This window comes from Pseudonocardia sp. HH130630-07 (assembly GCF_001698125.1).
Classification (GTDB): domain Bacteria; phylum Actinomycetota; class Actinomycetes; order Mycobacteriales; family Pseudonocardiaceae; genus Pseudonocardia.
This window is the reverse complement of record NZ_CP013854.1, coordinates 311,797-327,197: the sequence shown is the minus strand read 5'-3', so window position 1 is coordinate 327,197 and position 15,401 is coordinate 311,797. Positions and strand designations below refer to the sequence as shown.

The 15,401-nt window shown below is 74.8% G+C and carries 13 protein-coding genes; 7 read left to right on the top strand and 6 right to left on the bottom strand.

Annotation, left to right across the window (positions count from 1 at the left end; all coding sequences use genetic code 11):
- Positions 1-9 precede the first annotated feature (9 nt).
- The 3 genes from AFB00_RS01600 to AFB00_RS01590 all read left to right on the top strand — a co-directional run bounded on the left by AFB00_RS01600 (position 10) and on the right by AFB00_RS01590 (position 4,135).
- Complete coding sequence (locus AFB00_RS01600) at positions 10-2,388, top strand: xanthine dehydrogenase family protein molybdopterin-binding subunit (RefSeq protein WP_068795724.1); 2,379 nt, start codon at positions 10-12, stop codon at positions 2,386-2,388.
- 143 nt (positions 2,389-2,531) lie between these two features.
- Positions 2,532-3,371, top strand: coding sequence for a fumarylacetoacetate hydrolase family protein (locus AFB00_RS01595; protein WP_068795723.1), 840 nt, complete (start codon positions 2,532-2,534; stop codon positions 3,369-3,371).
- Positions 3,368-4,135, top strand: a complete 768-nt coding sequence (locus AFB00_RS01590) for a maleylpyruvate isomerase family mycothiol-dependent enzyme (protein ID WP_068795722.1) — start codon at positions 3,368-3,370, stop codon at positions 4,133-4,135. The genes AFB00_RS01595 and AFB00_RS01590 overlap by 4 nt, the downstream gene beginning before the upstream one ends.
- Positions 4,136-4,255: 120 nt before the next feature.
- Here AFB00_RS01590 and AFB00_RS01585 read toward each other — a convergent pair whose 3' ends face one another.
- Positions 4,256-5,080: a hypothetical protein gene (locus AFB00_RS01585; RefSeq protein WP_068795721.1), complete on the bottom strand. Its 825-nt coding sequence runs from the start codon at positions 5,078-5,080 to the stop codon at positions 4,256-4,258.
- Position 5,081: 1 nt separating this feature from the next.
- The gene (locus tag AFB00_RS32860; protein ID WP_156819324.1) at positions 5,082-5,249 is read right to left on the bottom strand and encodes a hypothetical protein; all 168 of its coding nucleotides are present in this window, start codon (positions 5,247-5,249) and stop codon (positions 5,082-5,084) included.
- A 191-nt stretch (positions 5,250-5,440) separates the two neighbouring features.
- On the opposite strand from AFB00_RS32860, the gene AFB00_RS01580 reads away from it, so the two are divergent.
- Positions 5,441-6,577, top strand: coding sequence for a glutamate-cysteine ligase family protein (locus AFB00_RS01580; protein ID WP_068795720.1), 1,137 nt, complete (start codon positions 5,441-5,443; stop codon positions 6,575-6,577).
- Positions 6,578-6,596: 19 nt separating this feature from the next.
- Here the strand turns inward: AFB00_RS01580 and panB are convergent, their stop codons facing one another.
- Positions 6,597-7,451, bottom strand: coding sequence for a 3-methyl-2-oxobutanoate hydroxymethyltransferase (gene panB / locus AFB00_RS01575; protein ID WP_068795719.1), 855 nt, complete (start codon positions 7,449-7,451; stop codon positions 6,597-6,599).
- Between the two features lie 304 nt (positions 7,452-7,755).
- On the opposite strand from panB, the gene AFB00_RS01570 reads away from it, so the two are divergent.
- Positions 7,756-9,276: an alpha/beta hydrolase gene (locus AFB00_RS01570; protein ID WP_068795718.1), complete on the top strand. Its 1,521-nt coding sequence runs from the start codon at positions 7,756-7,758 to the stop codon at positions 9,274-9,276.
- 84 nt (positions 9,277-9,360) lie between these two features.
- Positions 9,361-10,704: a type I glutamate--ammonia ligase gene (gene glnA, locus AFB00_RS01565; protein ID WP_068795717.1), complete on the top strand. Its 1,344-nt coding sequence runs from the start codon at positions 9,361-9,363 to the stop codon at positions 10,702-10,704.
- A gap of 196 nt (positions 10,705-10,900) precedes the next feature.
- Here the strand turns inward: glnA and AFB00_RS01555 are convergent, their stop codons facing one another.
- Positions 10,901-11,104 carry a DUF397 domain-containing protein gene (locus AFB00_RS01555; RefSeq protein WP_068795715.1) on the bottom strand — a complete coding sequence of 68 codons (204 nt, stop codon included), beginning with the start codon at positions 11,102-11,104 and terminating at the stop codon, positions 10,901-10,903.
- Positions 11,101-11,235: a hypothetical protein gene (locus AFB00_RS35460; protein ID WP_257785249.1), complete on the bottom strand. Its 135-nt coding sequence runs from the start codon at positions 11,233-11,235 to the stop codon at positions 11,101-11,103. The genes AFB00_RS01555 and AFB00_RS35460 overlap by 4 nt, the downstream gene beginning before the upstream one ends.
- 77 nt (positions 11,236-11,312) lie before the next feature.
- Between AFB00_RS35460 and AFB00_RS01550 the strand changes: the two genes are divergently transcribed.
- Complete coding sequence (locus AFB00_RS01550; protein ID WP_068795714.1) at positions 11,313-14,348, top strand: bifunctional [glutamine synthetase] adenylyltransferase/[glutamine synthetase]-adenylyl-L-tyrosine phosphorylase; 3,036 nt, start codon at positions 11,313-11,315, stop codon at positions 14,346-14,348.
- On the opposite strand, the gene AFB00_RS01545 is transcribed toward AFB00_RS01550, so the two are convergent.
- Positions 14,327-15,310 (bottom strand): MerR family transcriptional regulator, encoded by a 984-nt coding sequence (locus AFB00_RS01545; protein ID WP_231974157.1) that lies wholly within the window; start codon positions 15,308-15,310, stop codon positions 14,327-14,329. The two genes, AFB00_RS01550 and AFB00_RS01545, sit on opposite strands and share 22 nt — an antisense overlap.
- Between the last annotated feature and the right edge of the window lie 91 nt (positions 15,311-15,401).

Sequence of the window (15,401 nt, the reverse complement as noted above, 5' to 3'; positions counted from 1 at the left end):
GTGCGTGGCATGCCTGGCTCGATCCTGGGAACCTCCGTCCGCCGCGTCGAGGACGCCGACCTCATCACCGGTGCGAGCACCTACGTCGGGAACCTGCGGCGGGAGGGTCTGGCGCACGTGGCGTTCGTCCGCTCGCCGCTGGCCCACGCGCTCGTCACTGGTATCGACACCGGGGAGGCCGCGGCCGCGCCCGGCGTGCTCGCCGTCTACACCGCCGCCGACCTCGGTCTCCCCGCCCACCACGGGCTGATGGTGCTCAACCCGGAGCTGCCGCGCCCGCCGCTGGCGACCGACCGGGTCCGGTTCGTCGGCGAGGCCGTCGCACTCGTGGTCGCCGAGACCCGGGCGCTGGCCGTGGACGCAGCGGAGCTGGTCGAGGTCGACTACGAGCCGCTGCCCGCCGTCGTGGACCCGGAGGCGGCCCTCGCCGAGGGGGCCGAGCTGCAGTTCCCGGAGTACGGCAGCAACCTCGCCGCCGGCCAGCGCGGCCCGGAGCCGGACCCGCTGGCCGGCGCCGAGGTCGTCGCCCGGGCCCGGATGGTGAACCAGCGGGTGGCCGCGGTGCCGCTGGAGGGCAACGCCGTCGTCGTCGATCCCGCGCCGGACCCGGCGGACGGCGACTTCGATCTCACCGTGCACGTGTCCACCCAGATGCCGCACGGCTTCCGCGCCCAGCTCGCCGGCCTGTTCGAGCTCGACCCGGAGCGCGTCCGGGTGATCGCGCCGCACGTGGGCGGCGGGTTCGGGGCCAAGGCCGGTGTGCTCGCCGAGCACACCGCCGTCACCGGTGCGGCGCGGGCCCTGGGCCGTCCGCTGACCTGGGTCGAGACCCGTTCGGAGAACCTGGTCTCGATGCCGCACGGCCGCGGCCAGGTCGGCTACTACGAGCTCGGCCTCACCGCCGACGGCCGGATGACCGGTCTGCGGGCCCGGGTCGTCGGCGACTCCGGCGCCTACGCCGGCTTCGGCGGCGCGCTGCCGCTGCACATGACGTACCTGATGGCTCCCGGCGTCTACGACATCCCGGCGGTCCGGTACGACGCGGTCGCCGCGCTGACCAACACCACACCGATGGGCGCCTTCCGCGGCGCCGGCCGTCCCGAGGCGGCCGCCCACCTGGAACGGCTCGTCGACATCGCGGCCGCCGAGCTGGGCATGGACCCGGTGGAACTGCGCCGGCGCAACTTCCTGGCCAACGACGTCTTCCCGCACACCACGCCCACCGGTGCCGCCTACGACGTCGGGGACTACGACCTCCCGCTGCGCGAGGCCCTGCGCCTGGCCGGGTACGACGACCTGCGGGCCGAGCAGGCCCGTCGCCGCGACGCCGGCGAGCCGGTCCGGCTCGGCATCGGGATCGCCGCCTACGTCGAGGTGACGGCCGGTGGCGGTGGCGGCGAGTACGGCTCGGTCACGGTGCACGCCGACGGCACGGCCACCGTCTCGGCCGGGACGTCGGCCCACGGGCAGGGGCACGCGACGTCGTTCTCGATGCTCGTCTCCGACCGGCTGGGGATCCCGCTGGAGAAGATCACCTACGTCCAGTCGGACACCGCACGGGTGCCGCGCGGCGCCGGTACCGGCGGCTCCCGGTCGCTGCAGCTGGGCGGCACCGCGGTCTCCGAGGCGGCGCACGAGCTGTACGAGCGGGCCCGCAAGATCGCCGCCACGCTGCTGGAGGCGTCCGCGGAGGACGTCGAGATCACCACCGACGGCCGGTTCGGCGTGGCGGGGGTGCCCGGCGGGCCGTCCACCGGATGGCCCGAGGTGCACGCGCACGCGGCGACCACCGGTGAGGAGCTGCACGTCGGGCTGGACTCCGAGCAGGCGGGGGCGACGTTCCCGTTCGGGGCGCACCTGTCGGTCGTGGAGGTGGACATCGACACCGGGCGGGTCACCCCGCTGCGCCACATCGCCGTCGACGACTGCGGCCGGATCCTCAACCCGCTGCTCGTCGAGGGCCAGCAGCACGGCGGCATGGCCCAGGGCATCGCGCAGGCGCTGCACGAGCAGGTGCTCTACAGCGACGAGGGCGAGCCGATGACCGCCAGCCTCGCCGCGTACACGATCCCCACCGCCGCCGACATGTTCGCGTTCGAGGCGGTCACCACCGAGACGCCGACGCCGCTGAACTCGCTCGGGGCCAAGGGGATCGGCGAGTCGGCGACGATCGGGTCGACCCCAGCGGTGCAGAACGCCGTGGTCGACGCGGTGTCCGATCTCGGCGTCCGGCACATCGACCTGCCGTGCACCCCGGAACGGGTGTGGCGGGCGGTGTCCGCGGCCCGGGCCGGCACCCCGGAGGACTCCTGGCGCGAGCCGCCGGCGGTGTTCGACGACCTCCCGGTCCGCGGTGGCGGCTCGACCGACGAGGCCGGGGCGATCTGATCCGGCGGCGTCCGGGCCCGCCCGTGTGACCGGCCCGGACGCCGCCGACCCACCCCCTGGCTACCGTGCGTGCCCGCGGTGGCGCAGACTCAGCGCCGGACGCTCGACGGCGGCCACGAGGCGACACGGGAGGGGCACGCACGATGAGGCTCGCGACGATCCGGACCGCGACCGGGCACCGGGCGGTGCGGGTCGACGGCGACAGCGCCGTCGAGACGGGGGAGGCGGACGTCCGCGCCCTGCTGGAGCGCCCGGACTGGGCGGCGCACGCCGCGGCCGCCGACGGCCCGGTGCACGACGCCGCGAACCTCGACCTCGCGCCGTTGGTCCCGTCGCCCGAGAAGATCATCTGCGTCGGGCTGAACTACCGCGACCACGTGCTCGAGATGGGCAACGAGCTGCCCGAGTACCCCACGGTGTTCGCGAAGTTCGCCCCGGCGCTGATCGGCGCGCGGGACGAGATCGAGCTGCCGCCCGAATCCGACCGGGTCGACTTCGAGGCCGAGCTGGCGATCGTCATCGGGCACGCGGTCCGGCACGCCGACGCCGAGGCCGCGCGCTCGGCGATCGCCGGCTACACCGTGCTCAACGACGTCAGCATGCGCGACTACCAGCGCCGGACGAAGCAGTTCCTGCAGGGCAAGACGTGGGAGCACTCGACCCCGCTGGGCCCGGAGCTGGTCACCCCGGACGAGCTGTCCGCCGATCCGGCCGACGGCGGCGCGCTGCGCATCCGCTCCGAGCTGAGCGGCGAGACGATGCAGGACTCGACCACCGACCAGCTCGTCTTCGGTGTGCTCGACCTGGTCCGCTACCTGTCGACGATCGTCACCCTCAACCCCGGCGACGTGATCGCCACCGGGACCCCCGGCGGCGTCGGCGACGCGCGCACGCCGCCGCGCTACCTGACCGACGGGTGCGAGATCGTCACCGCCGTCGAGGGCGTCGGCGAGTGCCGCAACGTCGCGCGGAACCTGCGGTGACCGACGATGTACCGGTAGCCGTCCCTCCTCCCACCGCCGACTCGCTGGCCTGGGCCGCGGACGGCCAGGCCCACCTGCGCGGCCTGATGACGCGGATGGGCGACGAGGCGTTCGGCGCGCCGTCGCTGCTGCCCGGCTGGACGCGGGCGCACGTGCTGACCCACGTCGCCCGCAACGCGGACGCGATGGTCAACCTCCTGCACTGGGCCCGTACGGGGGAGCGGACGCCCGCCTACAGCAGCCCCGGGCAGCGCGACGCCGACATCGCCGACGGCGCACGGCGCGGCCCGGACGAGATCCGGGCCGACGTCGTCGCCTCGTCGGACCGGCTGGCCGACGCGGTGCGGGCCACGCCGCAGAAGAGCTGGTCGACGCGCGTCCTCACCTCGCGTGGCGACGAGGTCGAGGCGATGGCCGTCCCGTGGCTGCGGGCCCGTGAGGTCTGGGTGCACGCCGTCGACCTCGACGTCGGGGCGTCCTTCGCCGACCTGCCGGTCCCCATGCGCACGGTGCTCGTCGCCGACGTGGCCGCGACGCTGGAGACCCGCCCCGGCTGTCCCCGGGTACGGCTGGAGGAGAGCCGCACCGGGCAGACGCGCACGTTCGGTCCCGGCCCGGACGGCCCCGACGGCCCGCCGCCCGACCTCGGCACGGTCCGCGGGCGGGCCGTGGACCTCATCGCCTGGCTGCTCGGCCGCCTGTACGGCAAGGGCCTGCGCGACGCGGGCGGCGCCGTCCCGCCACCGCTGCCGGTCTGGCTCTGAGCCCCGGCCCCTCCCCGCGCACCCCGCCCCTGTCGCACTCATGGAGCTTCGGCCCGGTGTGACGAGGCCGAAGCTCCATGAGTGGACCGGCGCGGCGGGGGGTGAGTGGGGGAGGGAGGGTCAGTCCCGGCCCTCCAGGTCGTCGAGGCGGGCGCTGGCCCGGCCCAGTTGCCGGGCCATCTCGTCCAGGCGGGCCTGCAGCAACGCCATCTCCGCGGTGAGCACGGCGACGGCCCCGGCGGCGGCCATCGGATCGCCGCCGCCCGGCCCCGGCCCGTCCTGCTCCTCGGCCGGGGTGAACAGCTCGTCGGCCCGGTCCGGCGGCGCACCGAACGCGGAGTCGTCCAGCGGCCCGCCACCGGACCCGGGCGCGATCCGCGCGGGCGTCAGCGGCCCGGCCGGGACGTCGTGCGGGAGCAGGGCGACCCGGGCGAGGCGGGCGAACCGGTCCGGCGGCAGCACCGGGCGTGCCCCGCAGCAGCGCGCGCACACCGGTTCCAGCCGCCGCCAGCCGTGCTGGCCCGCGCCGGTGTCGGCGAGCGCCGTGACCGGCGCACCGCACCGGCACGCCCGCAGCCGGACCGCCCGCACGCGCTGCCGCGAGTAGCGCAGGCCCAGCTCGTAGCGCCGGAAGCGGCCGGACACGGCCACCTCGAGCAGCACCGCGCCCTGGTGCTCGGGCGCGCAGGCGAGCTCGCGGGCGTCGGACTCGGAATGGAAGCAGTAGAAGCCGCAGTCGCACCACCGCGACGGGCACGCGTGCCGGCACCCGTGGGCGCAGACGGCGTCGTCCACGGTCCGGTAGACGTGCGCACGACCGAGCGTGACCCCGCTGAACCCGGCCGTCGTGCCGTCCGCGGACAGCATCGGGAAGGCCAGCTTGTGCCCGTCCAGCGGGCCGGTGGGGTGCTCCTGCGGCGTGCGGCGGAACAGGCCGCGTGACATCTCAATCCTCGCGCGACCCCGAGCGCGCCGGCTCCGAGCCGGCCGGTGCCCACTCGGCGAGACCGGGCTCCGGCACGGGCGCGGGCAGCGGCGACTCCTGCGCGGCGGCGACGCGATCGGCCTCGTGGTCCACCGTGTAGCCCTCGGAGATCTTGCGACCCAGTCTCATGACGCCTCCCGCGCTCGGGGCTCCCGGCCGACCTGATGTGGCCGTCGTCACCAGGCTGACCGCTCGGCGCACCGATGTCCAGACCGGATCGGGCACGGATCGGGCACGGCCGGGCGCCGGTGCGGGATCACACCGGGGACGGGGGTCCCCGCCGGTACGGTCGGGGACCGGGTGGACACGAGGGGTGATCGATGCGGGGCGCCGCGCGGTACGGGATCGAGCACGAACTGGCCCTGCTGTACCCGGACGGGTCGCTGGCCGACTTCGCCGTCCTCACCCACGACGCCGTCGCGGCGATCGTCGACGAGCTCCCCGACTTCCCGGACGGGCAGCGCGACCTGCGGATCGGCGACGCCGGGATCCGCCGCAAGCACTGGTACGCCGAGGGCTACGAGCGGCTCGGCGACGACGGCGAGCTCGCCCGGTTCGACCCCAAGGGCATCGAGATCCGGACGGCCGTGCACGACTCGGCCGCCGCCGCGGGAGCCGCGCTGACCGCCGCCGCGTCCCGGCTCGCCGAGGTCGCCCGCCGGCACGGGCTGCGGCCGGTCGCCGTCGGGCACCATCCGCTGCGCTCGTCCTACCGGCTCGATCCGCCGCCGAACGCCCACGAGCGCGCCCTCATGGCGTCCTCGCCCGAGGAGCGGACCGCCCCGCTGCACATGGTCACCTGGGGCCCCGACCTCAACCTGTCCTTCCCCGGGGCGGGCACCGATCCCGCCGTGCTGGCCGACGCCGCGGCGAAGCTCACCCACTACAGCCCGTACCTGGTGCCGTGGTCGTTCTCCTCGCCGTTCCGCGACGGCCGCCCGTGGGGCGGGCTGTCCGCACGGACCTTCCGCCGGACCGGCCTGCGCCCGGCCGCGCTGGCCTACCTCGAACCCGGCGCGCCGCTGCTGCCGACCGACCCGAGCCTGGTGCGGCACGCGGGCATCCCCGGCGAGATCGGGCGGATCGAGTTCAAGGCGTTCGACGCGGTCCCGGTGATCGAGGGGGAGGAGCCGGCCGCCGGGTGCGGCACCGGCCTGCCGGGTGCGCTGCTCAGCCTGCTCACCGGCCTGCTGCGCGACGGGACCCTGCCCGGACGGCGGCGTACCCCGGACCCGGCCGCGCACCGCCGGTCGGCGCTGCTCGGCTGGACCGACGCCGCGGTGCGCGCCGGGTCGCGGGCCGTCCTGGCGGCCGCCGAGACGGCCCTGCGCGCCGAGCCGGACCACGCCGGGGGGCTCGCCCTGCTGCGCGAGCGGCTGGAGCGGCGGGACACCCCCGCCGCGCGGATGCTCGACCGGTACCGCTCCGGCGGCGGTATCGCGGGCGTCGCGCCCTGACCGCCGCCGGAGCGGACGCTCAGCGGTAGCTGTGCTCCTCGGCCGGGTACTCGCCGTCGCGGACGTCCGCGGCGAACGCGGCGGCCGCACCCCGCAGCACCTCACCGACCTCGGCGTAGCGCTTCACGAAGCGCGGCGCCCGGCCGCGGTTCATCCCGGCCATGTCCGACCAGACCAGCACCTGCGCGTCGCAGTCCGGGCCGGCACCGATCCCGACGGTCGGGATCCGCAGCTCGCCGGTCACCCGCTTCGCGACGTCGGCGGGGACCATCTCCAGCACCACCGCGAACGCCCCGGCCTCCTGGACCGCGAGCGCGTCCGCGACCAGCCGGTCCGCGGCGTCGCCCCGGCCCTGGATCCGGAACCCGCCGAGCGCGTGCTCGCTCTGCGGGGTGAACCCGAGGTGCCCCATCACCGGCACACCGGAGGTGGTCAGCGCCTCGACCTGGGGCGCGAACCGGGCGCCGCCCTCCAGCTTCACCGCGTGCGCCCCGGCCTCCTTCATGAACCGGAACGCGGACTCCTGCGCCTGGGCGGGCGAGATCTGGTAGCTGCCGAACGGGAGGTCGGCCACCACCAGCGCGCTGCGCGCGCCCCGGACGACCGCCCTGGTCAGCGGCAGCAGGTCGTCGACCGTCACCGGGATGGTGTTGTCGTGGCCGAAGACGTTGTTCCCGGCCGAGTCGCCGACGAGCAGGACCGGGATGCCGGCGTCGTCGAAGATCTCGGCGGAGTAGACGTCGTAGGCGGTCAGCATCGGCCAGCGCCGGCCCTCCTCCTTCCACTGCCGGAGGTGGTGGACGCGGGTGCGCCTCGGTGGGGCGGCGGGCGTGCGGTAGGGCGCCTCGACCTCGTTCTGGGAGTGTTCGCTCACCTGTGAGCTCCTTCCGTGCCTCGAGGCCCGCGCTGCTCGCGGGTCCCCGGGTTCGCCGTCGGTGGCGATGGCCAGGGTGCACCCGGTGGCCGGGGGGCGGGGCGCTCGTGTGGGGACGGTCACCGGCCGGTCGAGCCCCGCGCCCGGTCACCGTCGGGGGTCGATGGCATGCTCGCGGTCATGCTCGCCCGCCTGCTGCGCCCCCGCGGCCCCCGCTCCGTGCCCCCACCGCCCCGACCGTGGCCCCGGCGGCGGGGCGGGCGGGCGGGCGACGGCGGTCGCGGCGCTCGGCTCGGCGGTGCTCATGGTCACCGGAGCGTGCTCGGGCATCGGGAACACCTCGAACGAGGTGCCGACCGCGCAGGACCCGCCGGAGCTGGCGCAGTTCTACACCCAGGAGCTGTCCTGGGGCCCGTGCGGCGACTACGCGCAGACCACGCAGGACCAGCAGGCCTTCGCCGACCCGCAGTTCGACTGCACCCGGGTCACCGTCCCGCAGGACTACGCCCAGCCGGGCGGCGAGACCATGCAGATCGCGCTGCTGCGCAAGAAGGCCACCGGCGACCGGATCGGCTCGGTGTTCGCCGATCCCGGCGGTCCCGGCGGGTCGGGCACGTCGTTCATGGCGAGCTCGGCCGCGGGCTGGGCGGCGGCCGGGCTCGGCGACCGGTTCGACATGATCGGGTTCGACCCCCGTGGCACCGGCGCCAGCGAGCCGAAGATCGAGTGCCTGACCGACGAGGAGAACGACACCGACCGCACCAGGGTCTTCGCCGACCCGTCGCCCGCCGGGATCGCCGCGGCCGAGGCCCGCAACAAGGAGTACGCCGACCGGTGCGCCGAGCGCACCGGCACCGACGTGCTGGCCAACGTGGGCACCCGCGACGTCGCGAAGGACATGGACATCCTGCGGGCGGTCGTGGGCGACGAGAAGATGACCTACGCCGGGTTCTCCTACGGCACCGAGCTCGGCACCGCCTACGCCGAGGCGTTCCCGCAGAACGTCCGCGCCCTGCTGCTGGACGGGGCGGTCGACCCGACCCAGTCGCCGACCGACTCCGCGGTGAAGCAGAACGCCGGGTTCCAGCTGGCGTTCGACGCGTTCGCGAAGGACTGCACGAGCCGGCCCAACTGCCCGCTGGGCACCGACCCGGCCCAGGCCACCCGCGCCTTCCAGACGGTCGTGCAGCCGCTGCTCGACCGGCCGGTCCCGACCAGCGACGGGCGGACCCTGAGCTTCGACGACGCCCAGACCGGGGTGAGCCAGGCGCTCTACGTCTCCCAGCTCTGGCCGGCCCTGCAGCGCGGCATCTCGCAGGTCGCGACCGGCAACGGCGACATCCTCATGCTGCTCGCCGACCTCTACCACCAGCGCGACGAGCAGGGCTCCTACTCGAACATGCTGCAGGTGTTCCAGTCGATCAGCTGTGTGAACCAGCCGGCGATCACCGACCCGGCCGAGGCGGCCGAGCTGGCCCGCGCCGCGGACGAGGCGGCCCCGTTCCGCTCCACCGGGCGCGGCCCGGTCGGCGCCCGGGACGCGTGCGCGTTCTGGTCGGTCCCCCCGACCGCCGAGCCGCACACCCCGCAGGTCGACGGGCTCGCCCCGGTCGTCGTGGTGTCCGTCACCGGCGACCCGGCGACGCCGTACCAGGCCGGTGTCGACCTCGCCGACCAGCTCGGCGGCAACCTGATCAAGGTCAACGGCAACCAGCACGGCGCGTCGCTGCAGGGTGATCCCTGCGTGGACAAGCTGGTCGTGGACTACCTCGTGGACCTCAAGCTGCCCGACGAGGGCGCCGAGTGCACCCTTGCCCCGGCGTGAACCGGGTGTGCGGGCGGTCCGGCACCGTGCCGCCCGCGCACCCCGGTAACTTCCGTGTAACACGGGGTTCCTAGGCTCCGCCGCATGGACCGCCAGCAGGAGTTCGTGCTCCGCACCCTCGAGGAACGCGACATCCGTTTCGTCCGTCTGTGGTTCACGGACGTGCTCGGCTACCTGAAGTCGGTGGCGGTCGCGCCGGCCGAGCTGGAGGGGGCGTTCGCCGAGGGGATCGGGTTCGACGGCTCGGCGATCGAGGGCTTCGCCCGGGTCTACGAGTCGGACATGGTGGCGAAGCCGGACCCGTCGACGTTCCAGGTCCTGCCGTGGGAGAGCGCGTCCGGGGAGCACTACTCGGCGCGGATGTTCTGCGACATCGCGATGCCGGACGGGTCGCCGTCCTGGGCCGACCCCCGGCACGTGCTGACCAGGGCGCTGAACAAGGCCGGCGAGGCCGGGTTCACCTGCTACGTGCACCCGGAGATCGAGTTCTACCTGCTCAAGAACCTCCCCGACGACGGCTCGCGCCCGCTCCCCGCCGACTCCGGCGGCTACTTCGACCAGGCCAGCCACGACGTCGCACCGCACTTCCGGCGCAACACCATCGAGACGCTGGAGTCGATGGGCATCTCGGTGGAGTTCAGCCACCACGAGGGCGGGCCCGGCCAGCAGGAGATCGACCTGCGCTACGCCGACGCGCTCACGATGGCCGACAACCTCATGACGTTCCGCTACGTCGTGAAGGAGGTCGCCCTGACCCAGGGCGTGCGGGCGTCGTTCATGCCGAAGCCGTTCTCCGAGCACCCCGGCTCGGCGATGCACACGCACTTCTCGCTGTTCGAGGGCGACCACAACGCCTTCCACGACCTGGACGACCCGTACGAGCTCTCCGCCACCGGCAAGGCGTTCGTCGCCGGGGTGCTGCGGCACGCCAGGGAGATCACCGCGGTCACCAACCAGTGGGTGAACTCCTACAAGCGGCTGATCACCGGCGGGGAGGCCCCGACCGCGGTGTCCTGGGGCCACGCCAACCGCTCGGCGCTGGTCCGGGTGCCGATGTACTCACCGGGCAAGTCCTCCTCGCGCCGGATCGAGGTGCGCACCCTGGACTCCTCGTGCAACCCGTACCTGGCCTACGCGGTGATCCTGGGCGCCGGCCTGACCGGCATCCAGAAGGGCTACGAGCTGCCCCCCGCCACCGAGGACGACGTCTGGGCGCTCACCGACACCGAGCGCAAGGCGCTGGGTTACGAGCTGCTGCCGCAGAACCTGACCGAGGCACTGGACGTGATGGAGCGCAGCGAGCTGGTGGCCGAGTTCCTCGGCGAGCACGTGTTCGACTTCTTCCTGCGCAACAAGCGCGCCGAGTGGGACGCCTACCGCCGCAACGTCACCCCGCACGAGCTGGCGACGTACCTGCCCGTCCTCTGACCGGCGCTGCCCGGCCCGGTCCCGCCCCGGCCCGCCCCGGCCCGGTCCCACTCATGGAGCTTCAGCCCGGTATGGCGAGGCCGAAGCTCCATGAGTAGGAGGATCTCCCTGTCGCCACGGTTCCACTCATGGAGCTTCAGCCTCGTGTGGCCGGGCTGAAGCTCCATGAGTGGAACGGGGCCCGGGCGGCCAGGGATCAGTCGAACTCGCCGTTGCGGACGCCGGCGAGGAACGCCGTCCACTCCTGCTCGGTGAAGTAGTGCGGGGCCAGGGAGCGGTCCTTGGTGTCGCGCAGCCAGCGGCCGCCGGTGGGGTCGTCGGCGACCTCGACGCAGCCCTGGTCGGTGCTGCTGAAACTGGACTTGCGGAACTGCAGGTCGGACGAGGTCCGGTCGGTCATGATCTGTCGTTCTCCCATGCGTCTGCGTGCCGGCGGATCACCGCGAGCGACTCGCCGGGCTGCTCGGCGGCCCCGTCCAGGGAGCCGATCACCCGATCGTAGCTCTCCAGCTCGCCCGGCCCGAGCTCCATGAGTGGAGCCGAAGGGGGAGGGTGCGCGAGCCCTGGTGCGTGGAAGGAGGACCGGACGGGCAGTATCGACGCCTGTGATGGATCGTCGCGCGGGAACCTCGCTGGCCCGGCTGGGACTCACCGGACCGGACACGGACGCGACCCTGCGGGGACTCGGGTGGTGGAGCGGCGAGGCCCCGGCCGCCGGGTGCGAGGAGATCATGTGGGCCCTCGCCCGCAGCCCCGACCAGGTCCTGGCGTTGCGCGCGGTCGAGCGGCTCGCCCAGACGCCGCCCTGGCCCGACATCGACGCCGCCCTGCGCACCGACTCCGGGCTGCGCGGGCGGTTGTTCGCCACCCTCGGCTCCTCCACGGCGCTCGGTGACCACCTGGTCGCCCACCCGGACAGCTGGACGCTGCTCGCCGACACCCCGGACCGGCGCGACCCGGCCCCGGACCTCGCGCGCCGCACCGCGAACCTGCTGCGCGCGGTCGGTGCCGACCCCGACGCCCCCACCCCCGGCGCCCCCGGTGGTGCCCGGGCGACGGTGACCGGGGCGGCGGCGGTCACGGCCCTGCGCACCGCCTACCGCGACGAACTGCTCGGCCTCGCCTCGGCGGACCTGGCCGCAGTGGGGGACCCGGCGCTGCCGGTGATGGAGGTCGACGACGTCGCCGCCCAGCTCGCCGACCTCGCCGAGGCGGCGCTGCGGGCCGCGCTGGCGGTCGCCGTCGCCGAGCAGGAACCGCCCGAGGAGCTGCGCCTCGCCGTCATCGGCATGGGCAAGTGCGGCGGCCGGGAGCTGAACTACGTCTCCGACGTCGACGTCGTCTTCGTGGCCGAGCCCGGCGGGGAGCTGACCCAGGCCGCGACGAAGCTCGCCTCCCGGGTCATGCGGGTGGCCGGCGAGGCCTGTTTCGAGGTCGACGCGAACCTCCGGCCGGAGGGGCGCCAGGGGGCCCTGGTCCGGACCCTGGACGGGCACGTCACCTACTACCGGCGGTGGGCGAAGACCTGGGAGTTCCAGGCCCTGCTCAAGGCCCGCCCGATGGCGGGGGACCCCGAGCTGGGCGCGGCCTACACCGGCGCGCTGGCGCCCATGGTGTGGGAGGCCTCCACCCGGGACGACTTCGTCGCCGAGGTGCAGGCGATGCGCACCCGGGTGATCGAGAACATCCCCTCCGACCAGCGGGAACGGGAGCTCAAGCTGGGCCGGGGCGGGCTGCGCGACGTCGAGTTCGCCGTCCAGCTCCTGCAGCTCGTGCACGGCCGCAACGACGACACCCTGCGTTCCGGCAACACCCTGCAGGCGCTCGCGGAACTGTCCGCGGGCGGCTACGTGGGCCGGGACGACGGCGCGAACCTGGCCGCGTCCTACCGCTTCCTGCGGTTGCTGGAGCACCGGCTGCAGCTGCAGAAGCTGCGCCGCACCCACCTGCTCCCGGCCGCCGACGACACCGACGCGCTGCGCTGGCTGGCCCGCGCGGCGCGGATCCGGCCGGACGGTCGTCGCGACGTCGTCGGGGTACTGGTCGCCGAGTGGCAGCGCAACGCGCGCCGGGTGAGCCGGTTGCACGAGAAGCTGTTCTACCGGCCGCTGCTGTCCGCGGTGTCCCGGATTGCGGGGGAGGAGGCCGACGCCGTCCTGTCCCCGGACGCGGCGAAGGCCCGGCTCTCGGCGCTGGGCTGGGCGTCCGCCGACGGCGCGCTCGGTCACCTGCGGGCGCTCACCGGCGGGGTCTCGCGGGCGGCGTCGATCCAGCGCGCACTGCTCCCGGTGCTGCTCGATGAGCTGTCGCACGCCCCCGACCCGGACCGCGGCCTGCTCGCCTACCGGCGGGTCTCCGAGGCTCTGGCCGCGACGCCCTGGTACCTGCGGCTGCTGCGCGACGAGGGCGCCGTCGCCCAGCGCTTGATGACGCTGCTCGGTACCTCCGCGCTGGTGCCGGACCTCCTGGCGCGGGCGCCGGAGGTCCTGCGGATGCTGGCGACGTCGTCGGAGGTGCAGAGCCCGGAGCTCACCCGGGACCCGGCCGAGGTCTCGGTGGCGCTGCGGGCGACCGTCGCCCGGCAGACGACGCCCGAGGCCGCCGTCGCGTCCGCGCGCTCCTACCGGCGGCACGAGATGCTGCGCATCGCCTGCGCCGACCTGCTCGGCCTGATCGAGATCGACGCCGTCTGCGCCGCGCTGAACTCGGTGAACGAGGCGGTCATCGCCGCGACCCTGGACGCGGTGCTGCGGGCCGAGCCGGAGCCGCTCGCCGCGCTGGCGGTGATCGGGATGGGCCGGCTCGGCGGCGGGGAGTCCAGCTACGGCAGCGACGCCGACGTCATGTTCGTCTGCGCGCCGGCCGAGGGCGTCGAGGACCACGCCGCCGTGAAGTGGGCGACCCGGGTCGTCGAGAAGCTGCGCCGGCTGCTCGGCGCACCCAGCCCGGACCCGGCCCTGCCGGTCGACGCCGACCTGCGACCGGAGGGCCGGTCCGGGCCGATGGTGCGGACGCTGACCTCCTACCGGGGCTACTACGCCCGCTGGAGCGAGGTCTGGGAGACCCAGGCACTGCTGCGGGCCCGGCCGATCGCCGGGGACCGGGCGCTGGGCCGGGAGTTCACCGCGCTGATCGACCCGATCCGGTACCCGGGCGACGGGCTGTCGGCCGCCTCGGTGGCCGAGATCCGGCGGATCAAGGCCCGGGTCGACGACGAGCGGCTCCCGCGCGGTGCGGACCGCACCACCCACACCAAGCTGGGCCACGGTGGTCTCGCCGACGTCGAGTGGACCGTGCAGCTGCTGCAGCTGCAGCACGCGGGTGACCTGCCCGAGCTGCGGACCACCTCGACCCTCGACGGCCTGCACGAGGCCGCCGAGGCCGGGCTGGTCAGCGGGTCCGACGCCCTGGAGCTGGAGCAGGGCTGGCGGTCCGCCACCAGCGCGCGGAACGCGATCATGCTGGTCAAGGGCAAACCGGGCGACCAGCTCCCGCGCTCGGGGCGGGAGCTGGCCGCGGTGGCCGCCGCGCTCGGGTATCCGGCCGGCGGCGACTCCGGTGAGTTCCTCGACGACTACCGGCGCACCGCGCGGCGCGCCCGGCAGGTCGTCGAGCGGGTGTTCTACGGCTGGACCGAGGACTGACCCCCGTCACCGACCGGTGCCGCCCCCGGTGCCGCCCTCAACGCAGCGGCGAACCACTCGAAGGCCGGGATCGCCGGCTCGCGGGCCGGCCAGCCGTTCAACGTCCCGAGCAGGGCCCAGTAGCGCTCCACCCGGCGGTCGGCGAACAGCTCGACGGTGTCCGCGGCCCGGGACCGGGCCGCGGCGTCGAGCCCGGCCGCACCCGGGATCCGCTCCAGGACGGCGGCCGCCTCGGCCGAGGCGGGATCGACCCCCGCCGCCAGCGCCGCGCCCGCGTGCTCGGCGACGGCGGCCGGGTCGGCCTGCCGGTCCGCGTGCTCCGGTCCGTCGGTACCGGCGCCGGCGACGGCCATCTCCCGCACCCGGGCCCGGAAGCCGGGGTCCCGGACCAGCTCGGCCAGCTCCACCCACGCCGACACCTGGTCCGGTGTCGGGTCCTCGGGCAGTTCGGTCGGCAGGATCCGCATGCCGTCGGCGATGCCGGCGCCCGGCGCCGCCGGGTCGGTCCCGGCGAACGCCTCGGTGACGAACTCGTCGATCATGTTCTGACGCTCCGCGGCGGACAGCCGTGCGAGGTCGTTCATCAGGGTCACACTCCTCTCGTCGGGTTCGGAACCGGCAGCGGTCCGGGCCAGCAGCACGCACACCGCGCGCTGGGCCCGTAGCTCCCGGATCCGGATCTCCAGCGCCCGTACGTGCGCCTGTGCGATCTCGCCGACCCCCCGTCGGCGGGACAGCACGGCACGCACGTCGTCGAGGCCCAGACCCAGCTCGCGCAGGGTCCGGACCAGGTCGAGCCGGGCGACGGCGGCCGCGTCGTACACCCGGTGGCCCGATCCGCTCCGGTCCGAGGGCACCAGGCCCTCGTCGGACCAGAAGCGGATCGTGCGCACCGGCACCCCGGTCCACTCGGACAGGCGTCCGATGCTCAGCAGTACGGGGTCCTCGTGCGGCGTGGTCACGGGACACAGCCTCGCGGGTTCCAGCCGCTGGAGGTCAAGCACGAATCCCGGGAGACCTCCCGACGGGTGTCACGGGGCCGCTGGTTCACTG

What these genes read in the sequence shown, in the direction of transcription:
- AFB00_RS01600 (WP_068795724.1), top strand. Translation starts at nt 10, where the DNA reads ATGCCTGGCTCGATCCTGGGAACCTCCGTCCGCCGCGTCGAGGACGCC.
- AFB00_RS01550 (WP_068795714.1), top strand. Translation starts at nt 11,313, where the DNA reads ATGGATCGTCGCGCGGGAACCTCGCTGGCCCGGCTGGGACTCACCGGA.
- glnA (WP_068795717.1), top strand. Translation starts at nt 9,361, where the DNA reads ATGGACCGCCAGCAGGAGTTCGTGCTCCGCACCCTCGAGGAACGCGAC.
- AFB00_RS01595 (WP_068795723.1), top strand. Translation starts at nt 2,532, where the DNA reads ATGAGGCTCGCGACGATCCGGACCGCGACCGGGCACCGGGCGGTGCGG.
- AFB00_RS01555 (WP_068795715.1), bottom strand. Translation starts at nt 11,104, where the DNA reads ATGACCGACCGGACCTCGTCCGACCTGCAGTTCCGCAAGTCCAGTTTC.
- AFB00_RS01580 (WP_068795720.1), top strand. Translation starts at nt 5,441, where the DNA reads ATGCGGGGCGCCGCGCGGTACGGGATCGAGCACGAACTGGCCCTGCTG.
- AFB00_RS32860 (WP_156819324.1), bottom strand. Translation starts at nt 5,249, where the DNA reads ATGAGACTGGGTCGCAAGATCTCCGAGGGCTACACGGTGGACCACGAG.
- AFB00_RS35460 (WP_257785249.1), bottom strand. Translation starts at nt 11,235, where the DNA reads ATGGAGCTCGGGCCGGGCGAGCTGGAGAGCTACGATCGGGTGATCGGC.
- AFB00_RS01585 (WP_068795721.1), bottom strand. Translation starts at nt 5,080, where the DNA reads ATGTCACGCGGCCTGTTCCGCCGCACGCCGCAGGAGCACCCCACCGGC.
- AFB00_RS01570 (WP_068795718.1), top strand. Translation starts at nt 7,756, where the DNA reads ATGGTCACCGGAGCGTGCTCGGGCATCGGGAACACCTCGAACGAGGTG.